We start from the raw sequence: 22,104 nt of genomic DNA on the forward strand, positions 1-22,104 counted from the left end.
AATCCCTGGACTTTTTCCCTGAAAATTAGGTAATTGACCACCTGAAAATGGGTAAAACCCCACACCCCACACCCCACACCCCACACCCAACCCCCACGAAAAACGTTTTGCCGCAAACCCTAAGTAGGGCAAGGGGCAGTAGAAGCTGATGGGCAAATCGCCATTCGGAGCAATTACCGACCTGAACAAGGAAATTACAGATTTTTTCAAGCTAGGATCAAAGATTTTGTATCGAAAAATACAAAACTGGTCAAAGTGACTGTTTAGGATGGATTTTTTGAGAAGCTTAAGAACCGATTCATACGTCAAAGGAGTTTTCCATGCCCGAAACGCCACAAGAAGTCTTGAAAATGATTCAGGACAACAATATTAAGATTATCGACCTGAAATTTATTGATATGCCAGGTATCTGGCAACATTGCTCGTTCTACTACGATCAAATCGATGAAAGCTCTTTCAGCGATGGTGTTGCCTTCGATGGTTCCAGTATTCGCGGTTGGAAAGCAATTAACGAATCCGATATGGCCATGGTTCCCGATCCCACCACTGCTTGGATCGATCCCTTCTACAAAGAACCTACCCTAAGCATGATCTGTAGCATCAAAGAACCGAGAACCGGTGAATGGTATAGCCGCGATCCTCGCTCTATTGCTCAGAAAGCGATCGATTATCTTAGCACTACCGGTTTAGGTGATACCGTATATTTTGGACCGGAAGCGGAATTTTTCCTCTTTGATAGCGCTCGTTTCGACCAAACCGCCAACTCGGGCTATTACTACATGGATAGTGTCGAAGGTCGTTGGAATAGCGGTAAAGACGAAAAAGACGGAAATCTTGCCTATAAACCCGCCTACAAACAGGGTTATTTTCCCGTTAGTCCCACCGATACCTCTCAAGACATTCGCACGGAAATGCTCTTAACCATGGCCGACTGCGGAGTTCCCATCGAAAAACATCACCATGAAGTCGCTACTGGTGGTCAAAACGAGTTAGGGATTAAATTCTCTACCCTAGTACGGGCTGCCGACTACTTGATGACCTATAAATACTGCATCAAGAACGTGGCCAAGAAATACGGTAAAACCGTCACCTTTATGCCTAAACCCATCTTTGGTGATAATGGTTCCGGGATGCACGTTCACCAGTCTATCTGGAAAGATGGTCAACCCCTGTTCGCTGGGGATAAATACGCCGGACTTAGCCAAATGGCACTGCACTACATCGGTGGTTTGCTTAGACACGCTCCCGCACTCTTAGCTTTAACTAACCCCACCACCAACTCTTACAAGCGTCTCGTCCCCGGTTTTGAGGCCCCTGTAAACCTGGCTTACTCCCAAGGTAATCGCTCCGCTTCGATTCGGATTCCTTTATCGGGAAGCAACCCGAAAGCCAAACGTTTAGAATTCCGCTGTCCTGACGCGACTTCTAACCCCTACCTCGCTTTTGCAGCTATGCTCTGTGCCGGTATCGATGGGATTAAAAATCAAATTGAACCGGGGGAACCTCTCGATGTGGATATCTACGAACTCAGTCCCGAAGAATTGTCAAAAATACCCTCTACCCCCGGTTCTTTAGAAGCAGCTCTGGAAAGTCTCGAAAAAGATCACGCTTTCTTGACCGATTCTGGTGTCTTTACCGAAGACTTTATCCACAACTGGATCACCTACAAGCTCGATAACGAAGTTAACCCGATGCGCTTACGTCCTCACCCCTACGAGTTCTCTCTCTACTACGATGTCTAAGGTTTGATTGACCAATCATTAATACTAGGGGAGGCTTTTGTCTGCCCTTTTTTTTCCGAATCAGCAAGTCAGTCCCGATGAAAAAATTTTCACCACCGCAGATGAAAGAGGTTTCCTTCCCCACACCCCAACCCCCAGGAAACACTTTTTGCCGCAAACCCTAGTATAATCCCTTGCTGCCAATTAAGTAGGGAGGCACAATTATTTGTAGGATGGGTTAGCGGTAGCGTAACATAATCGGGCGTTGGGTTTCATGCTTCAACCCAACCTACGTTCATCTTATATTTAATTCCACCCACCCACTTAGCATAAAATAGGATTAATTGACCAGAATTTTGGGGCGATAGTTTATGGAACGCGGGTTATTGTGGACACCTTTATTAATTCTATTTATTTGGTTGGCTTGGAGTGGTTGGAATGAATACCAAAAAGTGGAAATCTATCGATCATGGGCGGAAAACTTCGAGCGAGCTAAGTATGATATATATTCTGTCTTAGGTCAAAAAGATAAAATTATCACTTGGGGAAAGCCAACTCGTAAGGGAGTCATAAATTTACAAACTTTTTCCCTAGAGGAGGTCAAAGAAATCCGTCTGTTAGTTAATAATCAAGTGGTGGATTTAGATGCTCTTCCCCCCCAAGGTTCCCCTTGCCTAGAATTTATTTTTAAAGAGCGATCGCCTGAAAGAATTCCCTTTACTGAAGTTGAATTAGCCAGTCGGTGGGCGAAATTTTTACAACAACAAATCTTAATTTAATGGCGATAATTTCTAGCGCAATCTTCCTGATCGCAGGATACCGACAACTAACCATAAACCGATAAAACTAGCTGTAGCAAATAATACGGTACTAATAATAGTTAATTGCCGAGATTGGGTGCTGGCCGTAACAATAGCAGCCCCGATAATTAAGGAACCAATAATCACACTAAAAGCTAGTCGATTGGCGGAATTATCTAAACTGCGACGGAGATTATCTAAGTCGCGAATTTTCAGATTAACATTTAAAGTTTCCGAGGTTAAACCATCTAGTAAAACTTCGATTTGACGGGGAGATTTCAGGGAAAAAGATTTCAAGTCTAAAACTGTTCTTAGGGCAGTTTGTAGGGGAGTGCTACCGATTAACTGTTGTTCAAGAATATTAGTTAATAGCGGTTTGACTTCTTCTAGGATATTAATATCAGGATTAAATTTTCGGGCAGTTCCTTCTAGATTAGCGAGACTTTTGGCAAATAAACCTAAATTACCCGGAAGTTTAATTCTATTGCGACGGGCAATTTGCAAAAGTTCATAAACCACCTCACTAAAGTTAATTTGATTTAAATTGAGGTTATAATATTTTCGCAACATCCGCTCATAATCCACCTCTAATTGTACTAAAGTAATCGGCACGACTGACTCGGATAGTTTAATAGTTAGTTGACTGCATCTTTTGGCATCTAAGTCAACAATTGCCAATAACAATTCTGTTAAAATTTGTTGAGTTTGTGGGTCTAATCTGCCCACCATGCCACAGTCAATTAAAGCCACTCTACCATCATCAAGATAGAAAATATTACCCGGATGGGGATCGGCATGAAAGAAGCCATCAATATAAATTTGTTGAAAAAATGACCGAAACAAAATCCGAGTTATTTCGGTTTTTCTTTGGGAAATTGCTTGCTCAGTTGCTGGTCTAGAAACATCGGCCTCTAAAATTTGTTTTCCTTCTAACCATTCTAACACTAATAGCCTGGAATTAGTTAAGTGCCAATAAATTTTAGGAATAACTAACTGTTTGGGTTCTGACCACCGACTCTGGGTTAAATTATAGCGTAATTGGTCAGTATAATGACCTTCTTGGGTAAAATCTAATTCCGCATTGACTGCTTTAATAAACTCCTCTGCTAAGTCAACAACGTCGTAACTTTGACCAAATTCTGTGAGGGCAACTAAATCAGCAATTACCTTAATTAAGGCACTATCTTGGGCAACAATTTTTTCGATTCCAGGACGCAAGACTTTAATCGCTACTTCCTCCCCAGATAATAAAGTTGCCCGATGAATTTGCCCGATTGATCCTGCGGCAATCGGTTGGGGATTAATATACTTAAATACCTCTTCGATCGGTTTGGCTAACTGTTCGGTGATGACTATTTCTATATCCGTCCAAGCAACGGGAGGAACTTGCGCTTGTAGGGCAGTTAAAGCCTCGATATAATTAGCAGGTAGCAGATCGGGACGGGTACTAAGTAACTGTCCCAATTTGACATAAAAAGGACCCAATTCCACGAGGATTTTTTTGAGAACTTCTGGGGTGGGAATCTGGGGATTTTCTGCTTTTCCTAGGGTTAAAACCCCGCGCATATAGTCCCAACCGTTGCCGAGAACTATCTCAAGGATTTCTTTTTGTCTTTGACTGGTTTGGGGGAGTGAGAACACGGTATTATCAGTTATCAGTTATCAGTGATCAGTTATCAGTGGGGAAGTTATCAGTTATCAGTTATCAGTGGGGAAGTTATCAGTGATCAGATTTGAGTTTTAAGTGAGCAGTATTAAGTAGGTAGGCGTTAAAAATTATCAAATACCCCCCTTATCAAGGGGGGACTAAGGGGGGATCGACACCCCCCTTATCAAGGGGAGCAGGGGGGATCAGAGACAAAATCTATCTTCAATTTAATTATAACTACTTACTTAAATAGAGGTTTCCTACTGTCTTTTCACTGATTACTGTTTACTGATTACTGAAAAAGCTGGTAACTAATATCGATCCTATAACAATTTCTTTAATTTGGGATCGGTTTGTAATTGCTTGAGAACTTGTTTAATATCTTGGGTACGATCTTTGTGGACAACGAGAGTTGCTTTACCGTCGCGAACAATTACCAGATCTTTTAAACCAATAGTAACGATCACTTCTTCCTCATCACTAGCATAGATAATAGCCCCCTCCGTATCCAAACCGACATGATTGGCCAGTTCAATATTTTTGCCCTTTGCTTCTAGTAATCTTTCCAGAGAATTCCAATCTCCCAGATCATCCCAACCGAAATTAGCGGGTAAAACGTAAGCGAGTTGGGTTTTTTCCATCAAAGCATAATCGATACTTTTTTTCTCTAAATCCTCATAGGCAGCGATGCCCCGATCGATCAGAGGTTGTAAAATATTATTAGCGTGGGTTTTTAGCTCCTCTAAAACCACTTGTCCCTGAAAGATAAACATTCCGCTATTCCAGCTAAAAAGTCCCGTTTCTAGGAATTTTTCGGCCGTGGTGCGATCAGGTTTTTCCGTAAAACGACTCACTTTATAGACGGGTAAACCATTAAATTCGCCCTGATTTTCTCCCTGTTCAATATAACCGTAACCGGTGGAGGGATAATCGGGTTTAATTCCTAAAGTAACGATCGCTTTTTGGCTGACGGCCACTTCTACGGCCGCTTTTAAAGTGTTAATATAAGCCTCTTGATTACCAATATAATGATCGGCAGGAAAAAAACCGATCGCCACTTCCTTACCATAACGTTTTATCACTTCTAAAGTCGCCCAAGTCACAGCCGGGGCCGTATCCTTGCCCACCGGTTCCACTAATAGGTTACTCTCCGGTAAATCGGGCAGTTGTTCGCGGACACCATCAGCGATCGCACTAGCGGTAATTACCCAGAGATTTTCCCAACCTGCCCCTAAAGATAATAGACGATCGGCCGTTGCTTGTAAAAGACTGCGACCACTACCATCAAGACAGAGAAACTGTTTCGGACGCGCTAGACGACTGAGGGGCCAAAAACGTTCCCCTTTACCCCCGGCGAGAATGACTGGAACAAGCGACTGATTCATAAAAAATTGACACTTATCGGTTAAGCTGAACCGATTGTATCAGACGGCAGCGAGGGGTGAGCGTTTTCCTGACTCAAAGCTAAAAAGCGGGCAAATAACCCGCTTTCTAGCAAAAATAACCGAAATATTACGATTAGAAATTCATTTCGGCCGCTTGTACTGTTTCCACTTGTTTTTTCTTAATAACTAAGAGGATTTGGCAGAGCATAATACCACCGAGGAATAAAACTAATCCTTTGATCCGGCCGGGATTTTGTAGGACAACTTCCGTCTCTTTTTGACCAAAACCGCCAACATTGGGGTTACTGGTTAAAAATTGTCCCACTTCGATCACTTGACCTTCCGAGACGATTAACTCAGGACCTGCGGGAATATTTTCCACCACGGGGCCAGCTTCAGAAGTGATGGTGACTTCATAACCACCGGCTTCGGTTTTGCTGATCTGGCTAATTGTACCTGCGGTAGAAGCTTTGAAGGCGTTATTATTGCTGGGTTCACCGGTGGGGTACACTTGACCGCGACCACGATTGGCCCCTAAATGCACAGCATATTTACCGAAGTGAATACCTTTATTTTGGCTAGGATCGGGGGCCAGGACGGGGAAAACGATTTCTTTGTATTGATCACCGGGTAAGGGGCCGACGATAACCACGTTATCTTGACCTTCTTTGTAGGATTGGAAATAGACTCCACCGAGTTTTTCCTGCATTTCTTCGGGAATGCGATCGGGGGGCGCGATTTTAAAACCATCCGGTAGCATTAAGACTGCACCGACGTTTAAACCCCCCTTCGATCCGTCTCCTAACACCTGTTGACTGGCGGGATCGTAGGGGATTTTTACCACTGCTTCAAAGACGCTATCGGGTAATACCGAGTGGGGGATTTCAATTTCGGCGGGTTTTTGGGCTAAATGGCAGTTCGCGCAGACAATCCGACCTGTGGCCTCTCTGGGGGTTTCCGGGGCGGTTTGTTGCGCCCAAAAAGGATATGCTTGGGCAGATTGGGGGTTAATGACATCGCTGGTTAGGAGTAGGGAAACGGTAGCGATCGCCACGAGGACGGCTTTCACTAGGGCCTGTCTGTGGACTTGCGGGAAGCTTAAAAAGTTGAATGTTCTCATCTCTATCGGTTGAATAATTCCAAATCTCGTCACATTGAATAATCTAGGACCACCAGGGTTCTTCGCCGGTGCGGAAGTCGGTTTCCGTCCAAGTGGAGAAGACGACTTTATCATTATCGGTGACGTTGGCATGGGCGAGGGCTAAGGATAGAGGCGCTGGACCGCGAACTACTTTTCCTTCGGCATTGTACTGGGAACCGTGGCAAGGACACATGAATTTTTCTTCGCTGGCATTCCAAGGCACCACACAACCTAAGTGGGTGCAGACGGCGTTAATTCCGTAGTTGGCCAGGGTTTTGTCCTCTTGGACGACTAAATAGGTGGGGTCGCCTTTTAAGCCTTGGGCTAAGGTGCGATCGCCAGGGTTATGGCTTCCCAGAAATTGACTGACAATCACATCATTACCGAGGGCATCTTTAGCGGTGACACCGCCACCCGTACCACCGGCCGAGGGGGGAATAAAATACTTAACAATCGGATACAAAGCCCCCGCTGCTACTCCGGTAATTGTACCAAAGGTCAACAGGTTCATAAATTGACGACGACCCAAATCGGGAACATCTGTACCGGAAACTTGACTCATTGCTCCTTATCTCCAAATGTAAATTTTTGTAAACTAATTCTCATCTAAGGGCGATTTTGTGCATCTCGATCAAGACGAAAACCCAGAGCTTAAAGAAGGTTTACAAGGGCTTTATTAGATTATTACAGATATTGAGTCACGGACAATTGCCACGGCAAAGCTGCGTCAAATGCGATCGCTGTTTGATCGCTTTTGCCGAGATGAGAAACCGCGAACATCGAAAGAATCTTAAAAAATTTGATCCAATAGAAAAGTTAAGTCCCCATATACCTTTAACTTAAGTTAGTAGCCAAGAATACAATGATTTCAAGTCATGCCTACTGGCTGGTACAGGGAAAAGTCTTGCATAAATAGATTACTTAACTCAATTTGTCAAGGCTGGGATTACTTTCAATGCTTGGTATAAAAATTTTTATTTATCTCTATCATCTTTAACCCATGAAATTAGCTGATATTCTCAAAGACTCAAGTTATAAGTTGTCCCAGTTTACACCGACGGAAATTGAGCAATTAGAGCAGGCAATTACGCTTAAAAAGACGAAAAATGGGGAAGCTCCCTATACAATTTGCTTAGTACGGAAAAAAGAGATTAAACTTACCCCAGAAGAAGCGATTAGACAATTATATTTAAGGGTTTTAAGCGATCGCTTACATTATCCTCTCAGTCGCATTCAGGTGGAGTATGGGGTGAATTTTGGCAGAGAGGTAAAACGAGCAGATATTGCGGTGATGGACAAAGATCGCCTGAACACAGTTTATATTTTGGTAGAGGTAAAAAAACCCAAACTCAAGGAAGGAAAAGCACAACTACGTTCCTATTGTAACGGCACAGGTTCGCCGATGGCTGTCTGGACGAATGGCGATCAGATTTCCTATTATCAACGCAAAGATCCCAATTATTTTGAAGATATTCCAGATATCCCTAACTCTAATCAAACCCTAGCAGATATTCTCCAGATTAAGTTCACTTTAGATGATTTAATCGCCAATGATAAGTTAGTCAAAGAAAATAAATCTCTGAAAACGCTAATCGAAGAAATGGAAGATGAGGTATTAGCAAATGCGGGGGTAGATGTCTTTGAGGAATTATTTAAACTGATTTTTGCCAAGCTCTATGATGAATGGTATTCTGGACAGGGGAATCGACGTTCTACTCGTTCTCTGGAGTTTCGTAATACAGGACAAACAGAAAGCGCATTAAAAACAAAAATTCAGGATCTTTTTGACAAAGCTAAGAAAAAATGGCCAGGGGTATTTAGTGAGGATGCCAAGATTAGTCTCACACCTTCTCACTTATCGGTTTGTGTGTCATCCTTAGAAAATGTGAAGCTATTTAACTCCAATTTGGATGTAATTGATGAAGCATTTGAGTATTTAATCAATCAAAGCAGTAAAGGGGAAAAAGGACAGTTTTTCACCCCTCGTTATGTGATTGATATGTGTGTGAAGATGCTTAACCCCCAAGAAGATGAATATATGATTGATACTGCAGCCGGTTCCTCGGGGTTTCCAGTACATACAATCTTTCATGTTTGGCGGCAGATTCTAGAGGATGAGGGATTAGAAGTAAGTCATTTATTTTCATTGGAAGAAAAGCCACCCCGTTGTAAGGAATATGTGGAAGAAAAGGTGTTTGCTATTGATTTTGATGAAAAAGCGGTAAGGGTAGCACGAACCCTCAATCTGATTGCTGGAGATGGACAAACAAACGTACTACATTTAAACACTCTAGATTATGAATTATGGGATGAGGTGACGCAACAGGAAGAATGGGATGATGTTTATCATGAAGGTTTCAGACGCTTGAAAAAACTGCGTCCAAAGGGAAGTCCAGACTATAGGGAGTTTCAATTCGATATTTTGATGGCAAATCCACCTTTTGCGGGTGATATCAAAGAAACGCGCATGATTGCTCGTTATGACTTAGCAAAAAAGCCTAACGGTAAATGGGAAACTAAGGTAGGACGCGATATTTTATTTATTGAGCGCAATCTAGACTTTTTGAAACCGGGGGGAAGAATGGCGATAGTTTTACCCCAAGGACGCTTTAATAATTCTTCTGATAAGAATATTCGGGATTTTATTGCCGAAAGATGTCGAATTTTGGCAGTGGTGGGATTACATGGTAATACTTTTAAACCCCATACAGGAACAAAAACCTCGGTGTTATTGGTGCAAAAATGGAATGATGATCCCAAAATAGGCGCACTTTGTCCTCGTCAGGATGATTATAATATCTTTTTTGCGACGATGCAGAAGTCAGGCAAGGATAATTCTGGAGAAAAAGTTTATGTTAAAGGGTCTGATGATTCGGGGGATTTTCTCTTAGATAAACATAATCATTGGATTGTGGATCATGATCTTTTTAATCATGATGGATTAACGGAAGATGGTATCGCTGAGGCTTTTATTGAGTTTGCTAAAAAGGAGAATTTAAGTTTTTTTGAGATCCCCCCGGCTAACGCCACCCCCCTTAATAAGGGGGACAGGGGGGGAGCTTTTGATGCGGTTAAATATCAGCAGTTAATGGATAGGTTGGAAGCAACAGAAATTTCATTTATTCAGGTACTTGAGCATAATATTAATTTTCGATTTGATAGTGAGTTTTTTAAAAGAAAATACTTTCAGATTGAGGACAAAATTAATGAATTACCCCAATCTATGAGACTGAGTGAAACACAACCTATAATTATTCATCCAACAGAAATTAAGCGAGAGTATGTAGAAGATGATTTATCAGGAGTCTTGTTTTTTAGAACTCAAAACTTACGTCCGTTAAGAGTCGATTTATCGAATCAGGTATATATATCTCTAGAAGATGCGGAAAAATTATCTAAGAATGAAATAAAAAAAAATGATATTCTGATCACAAGAACTGGTGCAAATTTTGGAGATACTTTAATTTTTAATGAGGAAATACAAGCGATTGCATCATCTCACGTTTTGATCTTAAGAAACAAAATAATTAACCAGTCATTTCTAGCAGTTTTTCTAAATACTATTTATGGAAAAGAGCAAATTAACAAGGGGATGTATGGAGGCGTACAGCCTGAAGTAGCACCTTACTACTTAAAAAATATTCTTTTTCCCGTTCTGTCTGATTACTTTCAGAAAATAATAGAACGGTTAGTCAATCAATCATCTATAGAAGTGAAAAAAAGTAAAATAATCTACCAACAAGCTGAAGATTTACTATTAACAGAACTTGGTTTAAAAGATTGGCAACCCACCGAAGAAAGCATCGCAGTTAAAAGTTTTTCTGAGTCTTTTTTGTCTTCTGGACGCTTGGATGCTGAGTATTATCAACCGAAATATGATGAAATTGATAATTATTTTAAGGATTTCAAATTGATAAAAATTCGTGATTTAATTAATTACCCTGTTTCTAGTGGTGCAACTCCTAAAGCGGGTGGTGATGATTATACAGATGAAGATGATGGCATTCCTTTTATAAGAGCAGTTGATCTCAAAGATGGAGAAGTTGACACAAATAACTTTATTTTTATTAAAAGATATGTTCATGATCTCACCTTGAAAAAAACAAAAGTCAAGAAAAATGATGTACTTTTTTCAATCGCTGGTACGGTAGGAAGATGTGCTATTTTTGATCATGATTTTGAAGCCAATATTAATCAAGCTGTTTCTATTTTAAGGTTTGACGAAGCTCAAGTTAAAAGACTCTATTTAATTGTCTTTTTTAACTCTGAAATAGGCAAAATATACGTTTCCAAGTATGCTCGTCAGGGTTTGCAAACCAATCTAAACTTGAATGAAGTATCTGACCTTAGAATTCCTATATTAGATTATAATCTTCAAGGAGAAATCAGCAAAAAAGTACAAGATAGCTTTGATATTAAAGCAAAATCCAAACAACTCTTAGAAATTGCTAAAATAGGAGTAGAAAAAGCAATAGAAACCGACGAAGAAACGGCAACCGCTTGGATAAACCAACAACTAGAAAGCTTGGGAGTAAACCTAATCTGATGAACACAAAAATAAATCTACCAATGGAACAAATTAAAGGATTTTGTCAAAAGTGGCAAGTCACCGAGTTGGCATTATTTGGTTCAGTTTTACGCGAAGATTTCCGTTCAGATAGCGATATTGATATTTTAATTACCTTTTTCCCAACTGCTAAACGAGGTTTAACCGAAACCCTACAAATGCGAGATGAACTGCAAGCAATTTTCAACCGAAAAGTAGATTTAATTGTGAAAGCAGCACTCAAACGGAGTGATAACTGGCTAAGATGTAAAAACATTTTAGAATCAGCACAGATTATATATGCCTCATTGTAAATGCTATCAGACGTATTTTGCGCTATACTGATGGAAAAATAAATTAACAGAACTTTTGAAAGCGATCGCACCCTTACTCTAAGAGTGCTTTAAAAGCAAAATCCAAAGAACTATTAGAAATTGCTAAAATAGGAGTAGAAAAAGCGATAGAAACCGATGAAGAAACGGCAACCGCTTGGATAAACCAACAACTAGAATCCTTAGACATTTCCCCCCTTTTTAAGGGGGGTAGGGGGGATCAATGAACCTTTTTAAGGGGGGTAGGGGGGATCAATGAACCTAAACAACAGCGACTTTCATCTACCTTATAATACTGCCCTAGTAGCCAGAGCGAAAGAACTGCGAAAGAACATGACCTTAGCAGAGAAAAAGCTGTGGTATTCCTATCTAAAAAATTTCAAATTCAAAGTCCTAAGACAACGCCCCATTGATCATTTCATTGTTGATTTTTATTGCCCTAGCCTCAAACTTGTGATTGAAATTGATGGAGATACTCACTTTACGGATGAGGGAAAAGCCTATGATAAAGAGAGAACTGCGCGATTAGAAAGCTATGGATTAAAAGTTATTAGATTCACGAATTCGCAGGTATTAAGAAATTTTGAGGCGGTTTGTGAGCAGCTAAATCTTTCGATCCCCCCTTAATCCCCCCTTAAAAAGGGGGGAAAATTTAACGCCTAAGCGATAGAAACCGATGAAGAAACGGCAACCGCTTGGATAAACCAACAACTAGAAAGCTTGGGAGTAAAACTAATCTGATGAACACAAAAATAGAACTACCCTTGATTTTTACCAGAGGTATATTTTTAACGGGAGAGGATGTCAACCCTCACTGCTAGACTCAACAGTATGGCCGACTTCGCTGATCCATTGGGCAATTTCTGCGGGGGATGCGGTGGTTTCTACCGTGACGATTTTATTGGCTACATCCACCGATATTTGGGCTGCTGGTTGCTGATTATTAATCGCTTTAGTAATGGTATTAGCGCAACCTTCACAGGCAATACTAGGCACTTTTAGGGTAATTGTCATTGTTGTAACTCCAGTAACTTTATAGCTAAAAACTAGCATAAATTGTCAGGGGTAGCTGATTTTTTAAGAGTTTATTTACCATTTCAGCACTGCCGCTTCGATCCCCTGTTCCCGACGCAGTTGACTATCTTTTTCTAGCCATTGAATGACCTGTTTATGGGTTAGTTCTTCTAGGGTTACTCCCGTATCTTCGGCGATTATTTTTAGTAAGCGTAGGGAAGAAATCGTTAAACGAGTCAGGAATTTTTCGGGAGAAGTTAAGAGGGCAGCGTCCACATCTGCGGATTCTTCTGGGGTTAAAAATTGTCTGTTTTCGATCATAGTTTTATTTGGTTTCCATCCAATTGTCACCAGCTTTAATTTCTACCAAGAGAGGGATCGTCAAGGAGACAGCTTCTTCCATAGTAGTCTTGATTTTTGACTCTAGGGATGGCCATTCTTCCCTCGGTACTTCCAAGACTAATTCATCATGGACTTGCAGCAGTAATCTCGCTCGATAATTTTGCAGTACCTCAGCCAATTTTACCATCGCTACTTTAATAATATCAGCACTGGAACCCTGAATGGGGGCATTAGCAGCCGATCTTAATAATTGTGCTTCCTCGTTGTTGAGTTTGAGGCTATCTAAATCGATGTCGTGTAAGGACAGTCCCCGCAGTCTTTTTAAGAGGGGATTATCGAAGTTAAAATAACGTCTTCTGCCCAAAATTGTTTCCACATATCCCTGAGCGATCGCTTGTTTTTTGCTATTCTCTAAATACTCAAATACTTGGGCATAACGTTGATGATATTTTTCAATAAATTTTCTGCCCTGTTCTACGGTTAATTTCGATTCACGGGCGAATTTTTGCGCTCCCATGCCATAAATAACCCCGAAGTTAATTGTTTTTCCTAAACTGCGTTCTTCTGGGGTAATTTCCCCTTTATCAAAGAGCAATTGAGCGGTGACTTTATGAACATCTTGATTACTACGATACGCTTCTAATAAAACTGGTTCTTGGCTGAGATGAGCGAGAATTCTTAACTCGATTTGTGAGTAGTCCGCTGATACTAATAAGTAACCATCTTCGGGAATAAAAGCTTGACGAATTCGTCTGGAAAATTCACTGCGAATGGGTATATTTTGCAGGTTAGGATTGGAGGATGATAAGCGTCCGGTGCTGGTGATGGTTTGATTAAAATCTGTATGTACTCTTGCGGTTTTTGGTTCGGCTAATTTCGGTAAAGCATCCACATAGGTGGATTTTAATTTGGATAAGGTGCGATGTTCAAGGATATAATCAACTAAGGGATGATCTCCTTGTAGTTTCTCTAAAACACTTTGATCGGTAGAGTAACCTGTTTTAGTTTTTCTGGATTTTTTGCGATTGAGTGCCAATCGATCGAAGAGGATTTCACTTAACTGTTTAGGAGAGCTAAGATTAAAAGTTTCTCCGATAGATTCATAGGCTTTTTTTTCTATGTCTGCTAAGTCTCTTTCTAGTTGCTGGGACAAGTTTTTTAGATAATTGACATTAATTTTTATACCATAATTTTCCATCTGCCACAGCACCATGACGAGGGGAGATTCTACTTCTGAGAATAATTGATATAAAGAGGGAATTTTAGTTAATTCTGCCTGTAATTTTTCTCGAAGTAAATAGGTAGCGTAGGCATCTAATCCACAGTAGTTGGCAGTGGTGGAGATATCTAAATCAGCGATGGTTTTTCCCCCAGGAATACCGAGACTTTTATAACTAAGGGAAGTGATACCGTCCAAATAGCGATCGCATAAATCTTCGAGATTATGAGTTAGTTCGGGATGGAGGACATAACTAGCCACCATAGTATCAAAAACTAGACCTTTAACGGTAATTCCTTGATGATAAAAAACATCAATATCAAATTTCGCATTCTGGAAGACTTTCGGATAATTATCACCCGCTAAAATTGGGCGTAATTTTTCGAGGACTATCTCTAGATTTAAATTATCACCGCTCTGGTGGCCGATAGGAATATAGGCCATAGCATTTAATTCTTTTCCCCAACAGCAACCGATCCCGACCAATTTGGCTACACGAGGATTTAAATCCGTGGTTTCGGTATCCCAAGCGACAGGAAAATGTGGATTAGTGAAAGTTGTTAATTTTGCCAGTAAAGCATCTAACTTAGGAAGAGTATCAATAATTTCCGGAGCAATTAGAACCGGTGGAGAAATAGGGGGTAAATCAAACAGAGACAATTGATTAGAATCAGCATCGCTAGTTAATTCTAGGGTAGGAGTGCCACCTAGATACTGTTGAATTTGATCGAGTTTCTGGAGAATTTTCTTTAACTCCAATCTTTCCAATAAAGCTTTAACTAAACGCCGATCAAAACCTCGGAGGCGAAATTTCTCCTCTTCGAGGCTAACGGGGGCATCAAGGGCAATTTTGGCCAAATAGCGAGAACTTTCGGCGGCGGGTTTTCCCTCTAATAATTTAGTTTTTACCATTCCCTTGATCGATTCCAGATTGGTATATATATCCTCTAAGTTATCGTATTTTTTTAATAAATCTATCGCTGTTTTTTCGCCAATTCCGCGCACCCCGGGTATATTATCAGACTTATCACCGCAAAGAGCTTTAAAATCTACTACCTGTTTTGGTGTCACCCCTAACTTTTCCGTGACAGCTTGGGAATTAAATTCTGTATAACCCTGTCCCGATGTACTTTTGACCGCATTAATATCCAGATAGAGAACCGTGGTTTTTTTCTCCTCATCTACCAATTGGAATAAATCTCGATCGCCTGTTAAAATCTTGACTGTATAACCATTATCGCCGGCCTGTTTTGCCAAAGTTCCTAAAACATCATCTGCTTCATAACCCGGAGAAGTCACAATAGGAATATTCATCGCTGCCAAGAGACTTTGGAGATTAGTTAAATCGGGGCGAAATTCTTCGGGAGTCTCTTGCCGATTCGCCTTATAATTGACATCAGCTTCATGGCGAAAAGAAGGAGCGGCTAAATCAAAAGCGACCGCTAAATAAGTGGGTTTTTGAGTTTCTAGTAACTGCATCAGAGAGTTTAAAAACCCAAAACAAACACTGGTGGGAATGCCGCTAGAAGTACGCAGAGGACCAGAACGAGACTTAGCAAAGGCATAATAGGCACGAAAAGCCAAAGAATGCCCATCAATCAGGATAAATAGCTTATTTTGCTCGCCACTGTTCATAATCTAGCCTCAAATTTGCGTGTTATTTCCATTTTAAGGATTACCGAGCCATTATTCAGCCCTTAGCCTTGAATCGGCGATCGCTGATCACTGATCACTGATACTCAACACCCCGTCAAAAAAAATATTTGCCAAAAAACCAGCGTAAGGGTATTTTAAGAATAATTTTATATGTTTACTTTGCGATTACATGAGAATCCTAGTTACGGGTGGTGCAGGTTTTATCGGTTCCCATCTAATCGATCGCTTGATGGAACAGGGTCATGAAGTGATCTGTCTGGATAACTTCTACACAGGGACGCGCAGAAATATCGTTAAATGGCTAGGAAATCCTTATTTTGAGCTAATTCGTCACGATATCACCGAGCCGATCCGTCTAGAAGTCGATCAGATTTATCACCTGGCCTGTCCCGCTTCCCCAATTCACTATCAATATAACCCCGTAAAAACGATTAAAACCAATGTTTTAGGGACTATGTATATGCTAGGCCTAGCTAAAAGGGTAAAAGCGCGATTTTTGCTCGCTTCTACCTCAGAAGTCTATGGCGATCCCGATGTGCATCCGCAAACGGAAGAATATCGAGGTAATGTCAACTGCATCGGACCGCGTTCCTGTTATGACGAGGGTAAACGGGTAGCGGAAACCCTGGCTTTTGAGTATTATCGGGAGCATAAAGTCGATATCCGGGTGGCCCGGATTTTCAACACCTACGGCCCGCGAATGCTGGAAAACGATGGTCGAGTGGTGAGTAATTTCGTCGTACAAGCTTTGCGCGGTCAACCCCTAACGGTTTATGGTCAAGGTTCCCAAACCCGCAGTTTTTGCTATGTTTCTGACTTGGTGGAAGGGTTAATGCGTTTGATGAATGGGGATTTTATCGGACCGGTTAATTTAGGCAATCCCGACGAATACACAATTCTGGAATTAGCACAAGTGATCCAAGGCATGATTAATCCCGAGGCGGAATTGGTCTATCAACCACTGCCGGAAGATGATCCCAAGCAACGACAACCGGATATCACTCGTGCTAAAACTTATCTGGATTGGAGTCCAACTATTCCTCTAAGTCAGGGTTTAAAAATGACGATCGAGGATTTCCGTTCTCGTCTAAGCTAATCCCTAATCAATAAATTTAACCTAATTGTCACTGGAGTGATTATCATGCGTGTTTGTGTTATCGGAACGGGTTATGTGGGTTTAGTCACTGGGGTTTGCCTAGCACATATCGGCCATCATGTTATCTGTATTGACAACAATGAAGAAAAAGTCAAATTGATGAAATCGGGACAATCCCCCATCTATGAACCGGGGTTATCGGAATTAATGCAGTCTTCGGCAGCCTCCGGCAATCTGGAATTCTCCGCGGATCTAGAAGCGGGAGTTAAACACGGCGAAATCCTCTTTATCGCTGTTGGTACACCAGCACTACCCACTGGAGAAAGTGACACCCGTTATGTGGAAGCGGTGGCCCGGGGTATTGGGGCCCATCTCAACGGTGGTTATAAAGTAATCGTCAATAAATCTACCGTTCCCATCGGTTCCGGGGATTGGGTACGGATGATCGTCCTCGATGGAGTGGCCGAGAGACAAAAAAATCTCGTGGCCGCTGGTGGCGGTATTAGTACACTAGAACGCATTGAAGCGGAATTCGATGTGGTCAGTAATCCCGAATTTTTACGGGAAGGTTCAGCGGTTTATGATACTTTTAACCCCGATCGCATTGTTTTAGGCAGTAATAACCCGAAAGCCATCGAAATGATGAAGGAATTGTACGCGCCTTTGGTTAAACGCCAATTCGCTGAGGATACCTCCTTGCCTCCCGTTCCCGTAGTCGTTACGGATCTCAGTTCGGCGGAAATGATTAAATACGCCGCTAATGCCTTCCTAGCCACCAAAATTAGCTTTATTAACGAAGTAGCTAACATCTGCGATCGCGTGGGAGCCGATGTCACCCAAGTGGCTAAAGGTATCGGTTTAGATTCCCGTATCGGCAGCAAATTCCTCTCGGCCGGGATCGGTTGGGGGGGTTCCTGTTTCCCCAAAGATGTGTCAGCTTTGGTGCATACCGCAGAAGACTACGGTTACGAAACGGAATTACTCAACGCCGCTATCAATGTTAACAAACGTCAACGGACAATCGCGATCGAAAAACTGCAACAGGAATTAAAAATCCTCAAGGGTAAAACCGTCGGTTTGTTGGGATTAACTTTTAAACCCGATACCGATGATATGCGCGATGCTCCGGCTTTAACCATGATTGAACAGTTAAATCGTTTAGGTGCTAAGGTAAAAGCCTATGATCCGATCGTTTCCCAAAGTGGTTTAAGTCACGGTCTAAGCGGTGTGATTATCGAATCGGATCCGGAAAGATTGGCTGATGGTTGTGACGCTTTGGTGGTGGTGACGGAATGGCAAGAATTCCTCCGTCTTGACTACGGCAAAATGGCTAAAACCATGCGCGAACCCGTGTTGATTGATGGTCGCAATTTCCTCGATCCTGCTGTGGTGACAGCAGCCGGTTTCCGTTACCTCGGGATCGGACGTTAATCCCAGAAATCCGCCTTTTCAGCAGGACTAACGCGGGTGGGGAAGGAGCAAAAAGCACCAACCCTTACCCCTGCTCCTAGGGGCGAAAATTGCCCGATTATGCCAGATGAAAAACGAAAACTTCCTAGCTGACCATAAGGATAGTTGCAATGGTTACATGATGTGAACGGGGGCCACTAGAATCCGGGGGCGATGGGTAGAATTAAATTGAGAAACTAGAAATCAGTTTTAGCAATACCTATGGTTAGCTCTGTTCAATACCGCTACACTAACGAACAAGTTAGGGACTGGTTACGGGGATTACTGACAATTGCCTGGTGTGATGGGGATTATAGCACCAGCGAACAGGAATCGATCGCCCGTTTCGCTCACGAATTAGAATTAGATGACGACCACGTTCTCTATCAATCGATTAGTCCTGAAGAATTGGCCGCAAGTTTCGGTCATGACCCCAAAATATCAGAAAACTTCCTCCGCACGGCGGTCATGGTAGCGATCGCCGATGGCATTTATTCCCCCGCAGAAGCGGCATTACTGCATAGTTATCGGGATGCTTTCGGGTTAGAAATCGAGGCCCTGTCAGCTTTAGAACATACTATCTGTGAAATTCCCGAAATTACCACAGAAGCGAATAAATCCGAGTTTATCAGCGCCGAACATCCCCACCCAGATCTGCTTCATCCCCTCAAAGATTGGTTAGATGGGGTAGAAATGCACGATCCGCGCTTGGCCCGGTTTATCTGCAAAATGGTTCCGCCTCAATGTCCTTTTGAACGCGATATCGTGCTGTTTGGTCATAAATTAGTCCATATTCCGCCCCTGTGCAAGTTAAATCCTCTCTACGAGCAATTAGTCGGTTTACGCTTCCGCGCCCTATCATACTTAGCCGATGATTGTCAAGAGGATATTTCCGAGTATATTTAGCCAATTTAATTAAAATTGCGGCTAACATGGTATAAATATCCTGCTGACAGAAAATATCTCAACCTAAGGGCTTTTCCTAGCCAGGGCTGGCTGAATAAATCTAAAAACCTTGTTGGATAAGGCTTTTAGACTTTTTTCCCCTCAAAAAGTGCTGACCATTGGAGTGATCGGGGGTAAAATTCTGGGACTTTTTCCCCGAAAATTAGGTAACTGACTACCTCAAAATCGGTAAAACCCTACACCCCACACCCCACACCCCACACCCTGCCCCCACCAACAAACTTTTTCAGCAGACCCTAGCTAATTCTTCCGTTAAAATTAGGTTAAGTCGCCGTTGACAGAGAAAATATGAGTAAAAACTCCCGACGAGTCGATTTTCCTGATTTACCCGGGCTAAAAAACCTGCGCTCCTATCAATGGCAGTGGCTGGGCAAAGATATCCTCGCCGGTGTCACCGTGGCAGCCTACGCTATTCCCCAGTGTATGGCTTACGGCGACCTGGCCGGGGTCGATCCCGTGGTGGGATTGTGGACTCTCGTGCCAGCCGCCCTAGTTTACGCCCTTTTCGGCTCCTCATCGCAACTATCCCTCGGACCAGAATCGACCACGGCAGTGATGACGGCGGCAGCAATCGCACCGATGGTGAGCCTTCAAGGAGAAAATTACGGCAGTTTAGCGGCTTTTTTAGCCCTAATGGTCGGTTTAATCTGTTTAGTTGGTTATATCGCCCGCTTAGGATTTTTAGCTAATTTACTCTCCAAACCGATCCTAATCGGTTATATGGCGGGAGTGGCGGTGATCATGATTGCGGGACAACTGGGTAAAATTAGTGGTTTGTCAATCGGTGAAAATACGGTTTTTAAAGAAATTTTCGCTTTTTTCTGGGGAATAAACCAATGGCACTGGCCAACCCTTAGCCTCGCTCTACTGCTGCTACTATTTCTATTTGTCATCCAAAAATATTTTCCCAAAGCACCGGGACCCTTGCTGGCGGTTTTACTGGGAACCCTCGCCGTCGCCACCCTCCATCTCGATCAAGAGGGGGTGGCAGTAGTGGGGAAAATTAGCAATACTTTGCCTAATTTTGGCTTACCAACCCTAGATTTTTCCCAATTACTACCCCTAGGAACCGCGGCCGTCGGCATTGCCCTGGTGGGCTATTCCGATAACGTCTTGACCGCCAGAGCCTTCGCCAGACACCATAACCAAGAAATCGATGCCAATCAAGAATTTTTAGCCCTAGGACTGGGGAATCTGGCGGCGGGTTTTTGTCAGGGATTTCCCATCAGCAGCAGCGCCAGTCGCACCGCAGTGGGCGATTCCGTGGGCAGTAAAAGTCAGCTTTACTCCCTGGTGGTGGCAGTGGTGGTGGTGGCGGTCATTTTCTTGCTCGGTCCGCTACTGGTACTCTTTCCCAAGGCCGCCTTGGGTGCGCTGGTGATTTATGCGGCCTGTAAACTGGTGGATATTGCCGGCGCTAAACGACTAAAAAGCTTTCGCAATAGTGAGTTTAATCTCGCTGTCCTGACCATGGTGGGGGTGCTAACCACGGGGATTTTAAGCGGGGTTGCCATTGCCATCGGTCTCTCGGTTATCGATTTATTGGCCCGCATTACCCGGCCCGATGATGCGGTCTTGGGTACGGTTCCGGGGGTGATGGGTTTACACGCGCTCCAGGATTGGCCAGAAGCGCAAACAATACCGGGGTTAGTTATCTATCGTTACGATGCCCCCTTATTTTTTGCTAATGCGGCCGACTTTAAACGTCGCGCCCTCAGCGCCATTGCCCGGGAGACAAAACCGGTAGAATGGTTTGTCTTGAATACAGAGGCACTCGGGGAGTTGGATAGTACAGCCGTGGAGATTATCGAGGAATTAGCAAGGGAATTATCAAGACAGGGTATAGTTTTCGCCCTAGCGAGGGTTAAACACGATCTGTACTTAGAATTGCAACGCTCTCGCTTGTTAGATAAAATTAGCCAAGAGAGAATTTACTATACTTTGCCGGCGGCGATCGAAGCTTTTAAAAATCGTTAACTGATAGTTAGGGGTCGAGAAGGTCATCGCCGACCTCCCCTCCCATAAAGAACCTACCCGTGCATAGTTTTCGGACTTTATTGAAATTAGGTGATAGAGTTGTCTAAGTTGGGCTTCCGTCGGTTGCATTTAGTCATTGTCGGCTTAATTTTAGATTATTGTTCATTTTTAGCATCATTAACTGAAAGTCACTTCCCTAACCTATTTAGGGTTTGCGGCAAAAAGTTTTTCGTGGGGGTAGGGGGGTGTGGGGTTTTACCCATTTTCAAGTGGTCAATTACCTAAGTTTCAGGGAAAAAGTGCCTAATTCTCCCCCCCGATCCCTCCAAAGGCCGCCACTTTTTGATTTTAAAAAAGTAGAATGTAGGGTGCGTTAGACGGCGACAATCTTTGCTTAAACTTGAATCTAACAATCCGTCGTAACGCACCTATCTATCTATCATTAATTTATTTGGTGCGTTACGCTATCGAATGGCGCACCCTACTAAGCTAAACGGCTTTTACTTCGGATCACCGATATAGACTCCAAAAGGGTTATAGCTATTGGATCATGCAGGTTAAGCGCCGTTTAGCTTACTACTAAATCTGGTTATTAAAAACAGATTATTTATTCACCCTTTTGCCTTTTGCCTGTCCTTATAAGTAGCCTATACTCAACGGATTTAGTATGACTCATAGCTGTTATAATTAGATCAATGTCCCAGCCAGGGGAAAAACTATGACAACTCTCGACATTTTACCAGAAGTCACCTGTCCCCCCACGGATTTATGGAGTGATGAACCACCCTTGGAAAGTGATTTACACCTGCAAC

At 42.6% G+C, this 22,104-nt stretch carries 18 protein-coding genes and 1 pseudogene; 11 read left to right on the forward strand and 8 right to left on the reverse strand.

What is annotated here, in order from left to right:
- Window positions 1-320: 320 nt before the first annotated feature.
- The 3 genes from glnA (at window position 321) to O9332_RS22500 (ending at window position 2,500) form a co-directional block, all read left to right on the forward strand.
- Window positions 321-1,742, forward strand: a complete 1,422-nt coding sequence (gene glnA / locus O9332_RS22490; RefSeq protein WP_012265198.1) for a type I glutamate--ammonia ligase — start codon at window positions 321-323, stop codon at window positions 1,740-1,742.
- Window positions 1,743-1,779: 37 nt separating this feature from the next.
- The gene (locus O9332_RS22495; RefSeq protein ID WP_288027510.1) at window positions 1,780-1,911 is read left to right on the forward strand and encodes a hypothetical protein; all 132 of its coding nucleotides are present in this window, start codon (window positions 1,780-1,782) and stop codon (window positions 1,909-1,911) included.
- Between the two features lie 181 nt (window positions 1,912-2,092).
- On the forward strand, window positions 2,093-2,500 hold the full coding sequence (locus O9332_RS22500) for a hypothetical protein (protein WP_012265197.1): 408 nt from the start codon (window positions 2,093-2,095) through the stop codon (window positions 2,498-2,500).
- A gap of 12 nt (window positions 2,501-2,512) precedes the next feature.
- On the opposite strand, the gene O9332_RS22505 is transcribed toward O9332_RS22500, so the two are convergent.
- The 4 genes from O9332_RS22505 to petC all read right to left on the reverse strand — a co-directional run bounded on the left by O9332_RS22505 (window position 2,513) and on the right by petC (window position 7,257).
- The gene (locus O9332_RS22505; protein ID WP_002759976.1) at window positions 2,513-4,162 is read right to left on the reverse strand and encodes an ABC1 kinase family protein; all 1,650 of its coding nucleotides are present in this window, start codon (window positions 4,160-4,162) and stop codon (window positions 2,513-2,515) included.
- A gap of 330 nt (window positions 4,163-4,492) precedes the next feature.
- Window positions 4,493-5,554, reverse strand: coding sequence for a mannose-1-phosphate guanylyltransferase (locus O9332_RS22510; protein WP_002759981.1), 1,062 nt, complete (start codon window positions 5,552-5,554; stop codon window positions 4,493-4,495).
- Between the two features lie 133 nt (window positions 5,555-5,687).
- Complete coding sequence (gene petA / locus O9332_RS22515) at window positions 5,688-6,674, reverse strand: cytochrome f (RefSeq protein ID WP_002759982.1); 987 nt, start codon at window positions 6,672-6,674, stop codon at window positions 5,688-5,690.
- A 43-nt stretch (window positions 6,675-6,717) separates the two neighbouring features.
- Window positions 6,718-7,257, reverse strand: coding sequence for a cytochrome b6-f complex iron-sulfur subunit (petC, locus tag O9332_RS22520; RefSeq protein ID WP_002737937.1), 540 nt, complete (start codon window positions 7,255-7,257; stop codon window positions 6,718-6,720).
- 438 nt (window positions 7,258-7,695) lie between these two features.
- On the opposite strand from petC, the gene O9332_RS22525 reads away from it, so the two are divergent.
- Together O9332_RS22525 and O9332_RS22530 are read left to right on the forward strand one after the other, a co-directional pair.
- Window positions 7,696-11,241, forward strand: coding sequence for an N-6 DNA methylase (locus tag O9332_RS22525; RefSeq protein ID WP_288027513.1), 3,546 nt, complete (start codon window positions 7,696-7,698; stop codon window positions 11,239-11,241).
- A gap of 23 nt (window positions 11,242-11,264) precedes the next feature.
- Complete coding sequence (locus O9332_RS22530) at window positions 11,265-11,555, forward strand: nucleotidyltransferase family protein (RefSeq protein WP_002759988.1); 291 nt, start codon at window positions 11,265-11,267, stop codon at window positions 11,553-11,555.
- Between the two features lie 73 nt (window positions 11,556-11,628).
- Here O9332_RS22530 and O9332_RS22535 read toward each other — a convergent pair whose 3' ends face one another.
- Complete coding sequence (locus tag O9332_RS22535; protein WP_288027527.1) at window positions 11,629-11,763, reverse strand: hypothetical protein; 135 nt, start codon at window positions 11,761-11,763, stop codon at window positions 11,629-11,631.
- Window positions 11,764-11,828: 65 nt separating this feature from the next.
- Between O9332_RS22535 and O9332_RS22540 the strand changes: the two genes are divergently transcribed.
- Complete coding sequence (locus O9332_RS22540) at window positions 11,829-12,200, forward strand: endonuclease domain-containing protein (protein ID WP_002759989.1); 372 nt, start codon at window positions 11,829-11,831, stop codon at window positions 12,198-12,200.
- 177 nt (window positions 12,201-12,377) lie between these two features.
- Here the strand turns inward: O9332_RS22540 and O9332_RS22545 are convergent, their stop codons facing one another.
- Genes O9332_RS22545 through polA form a run of 3 tightly spaced genes read right to left on the reverse strand, consistent with a single transcriptional unit; the run spans window position 12,378 to window position 15,783 of the window.
- The gene (locus O9332_RS22545; RefSeq protein ID WP_002759990.1) at window positions 12,378-12,626 is read right to left on the reverse strand and encodes a heavy-metal-associated domain-containing protein; all 249 of its coding nucleotides are present in this window, start codon (window positions 12,624-12,626) and stop codon (window positions 12,378-12,380) included.
- 36 nt (window positions 12,627-12,662) lie between these two features.
- On the reverse strand, window positions 12,663-12,908 hold the full coding sequence (locus O9332_RS22550; RefSeq protein WP_002746191.1) for an NDH complex assembly factor CRR9: 246 nt from the start codon (window positions 12,906-12,908) through the stop codon (window positions 12,663-12,665).
- A 4-nt stretch (window positions 12,909-12,912) separates the two neighbouring features.
- Window positions 12,913-15,783, reverse strand: coding sequence for a DNA polymerase I (polA, locus tag O9332_RS22555; protein ID WP_002759993.1), 2,871 nt, complete (start codon window positions 15,781-15,783; stop codon window positions 12,913-12,915).
- Window positions 15,784-15,973: 190 nt separating this feature from the next.
- Between polA and O9332_RS22560 the strand changes: the two genes are divergently transcribed.
- From O9332_RS22560 to O9332_RS22580, 5 genes and pseudogenes are all read left to right on the forward strand, one after another.
- Window positions 15,974-16,900 (forward strand): UDP-glucuronic acid decarboxylase family protein, encoded by a 927-nt coding sequence (locus tag O9332_RS22560; protein ID WP_002759994.1) that lies wholly within the window; start codon window positions 15,974-15,976, stop codon window positions 16,898-16,900.
- A 45-nt stretch (window positions 16,901-16,945) separates the two neighbouring features.
- Window positions 16,946-18,331, forward strand: coding sequence for a UDP-glucose dehydrogenase family protein (locus tag O9332_RS22565; RefSeq protein WP_002759997.1), 1,386 nt, complete (start codon window positions 16,946-16,948; stop codon window positions 18,329-18,331).
- A 240-nt stretch (window positions 18,332-18,571) separates the two neighbouring features.
- Entirely contained in the window at window positions 18,572-19,255 is a 684-nt protein-coding gene (locus O9332_RS22570; protein WP_002759998.1) for a Mo-dependent nitrogenase C-terminal domain-containing protein, read from the forward strand.
- Window positions 19,256-19,603: 348 nt separating this feature from the next.
- Window positions 19,604-21,292 carry a SulP family inorganic anion transporter gene (locus O9332_RS22575; protein ID WP_288027528.1) on the forward strand — a complete coding sequence of 563 codons (1,689 nt, stop codon included), beginning with the start codon at window positions 19,604-19,606 and terminating at the stop codon, window positions 21,290-21,292.
- Window positions 21,293-22,010: 718 nt separating this feature from the next.
- Window positions 22,011-22,104, forward strand: a pseudogene (locus tag O9332_RS22580) (Uma2 family endonuclease); the annotation flags it as partial.

This window comes from Microcystis sp. LE19-10.1B, from assembly GCF_027530565.1.
In the GTDB taxonomy this organism is placed as follows: Bacteria; Cyanobacteriota; Cyanobacteriia; order Cyanobacteriales; family Microcystaceae; genus Microcystis; species Microcystis aeruginosa.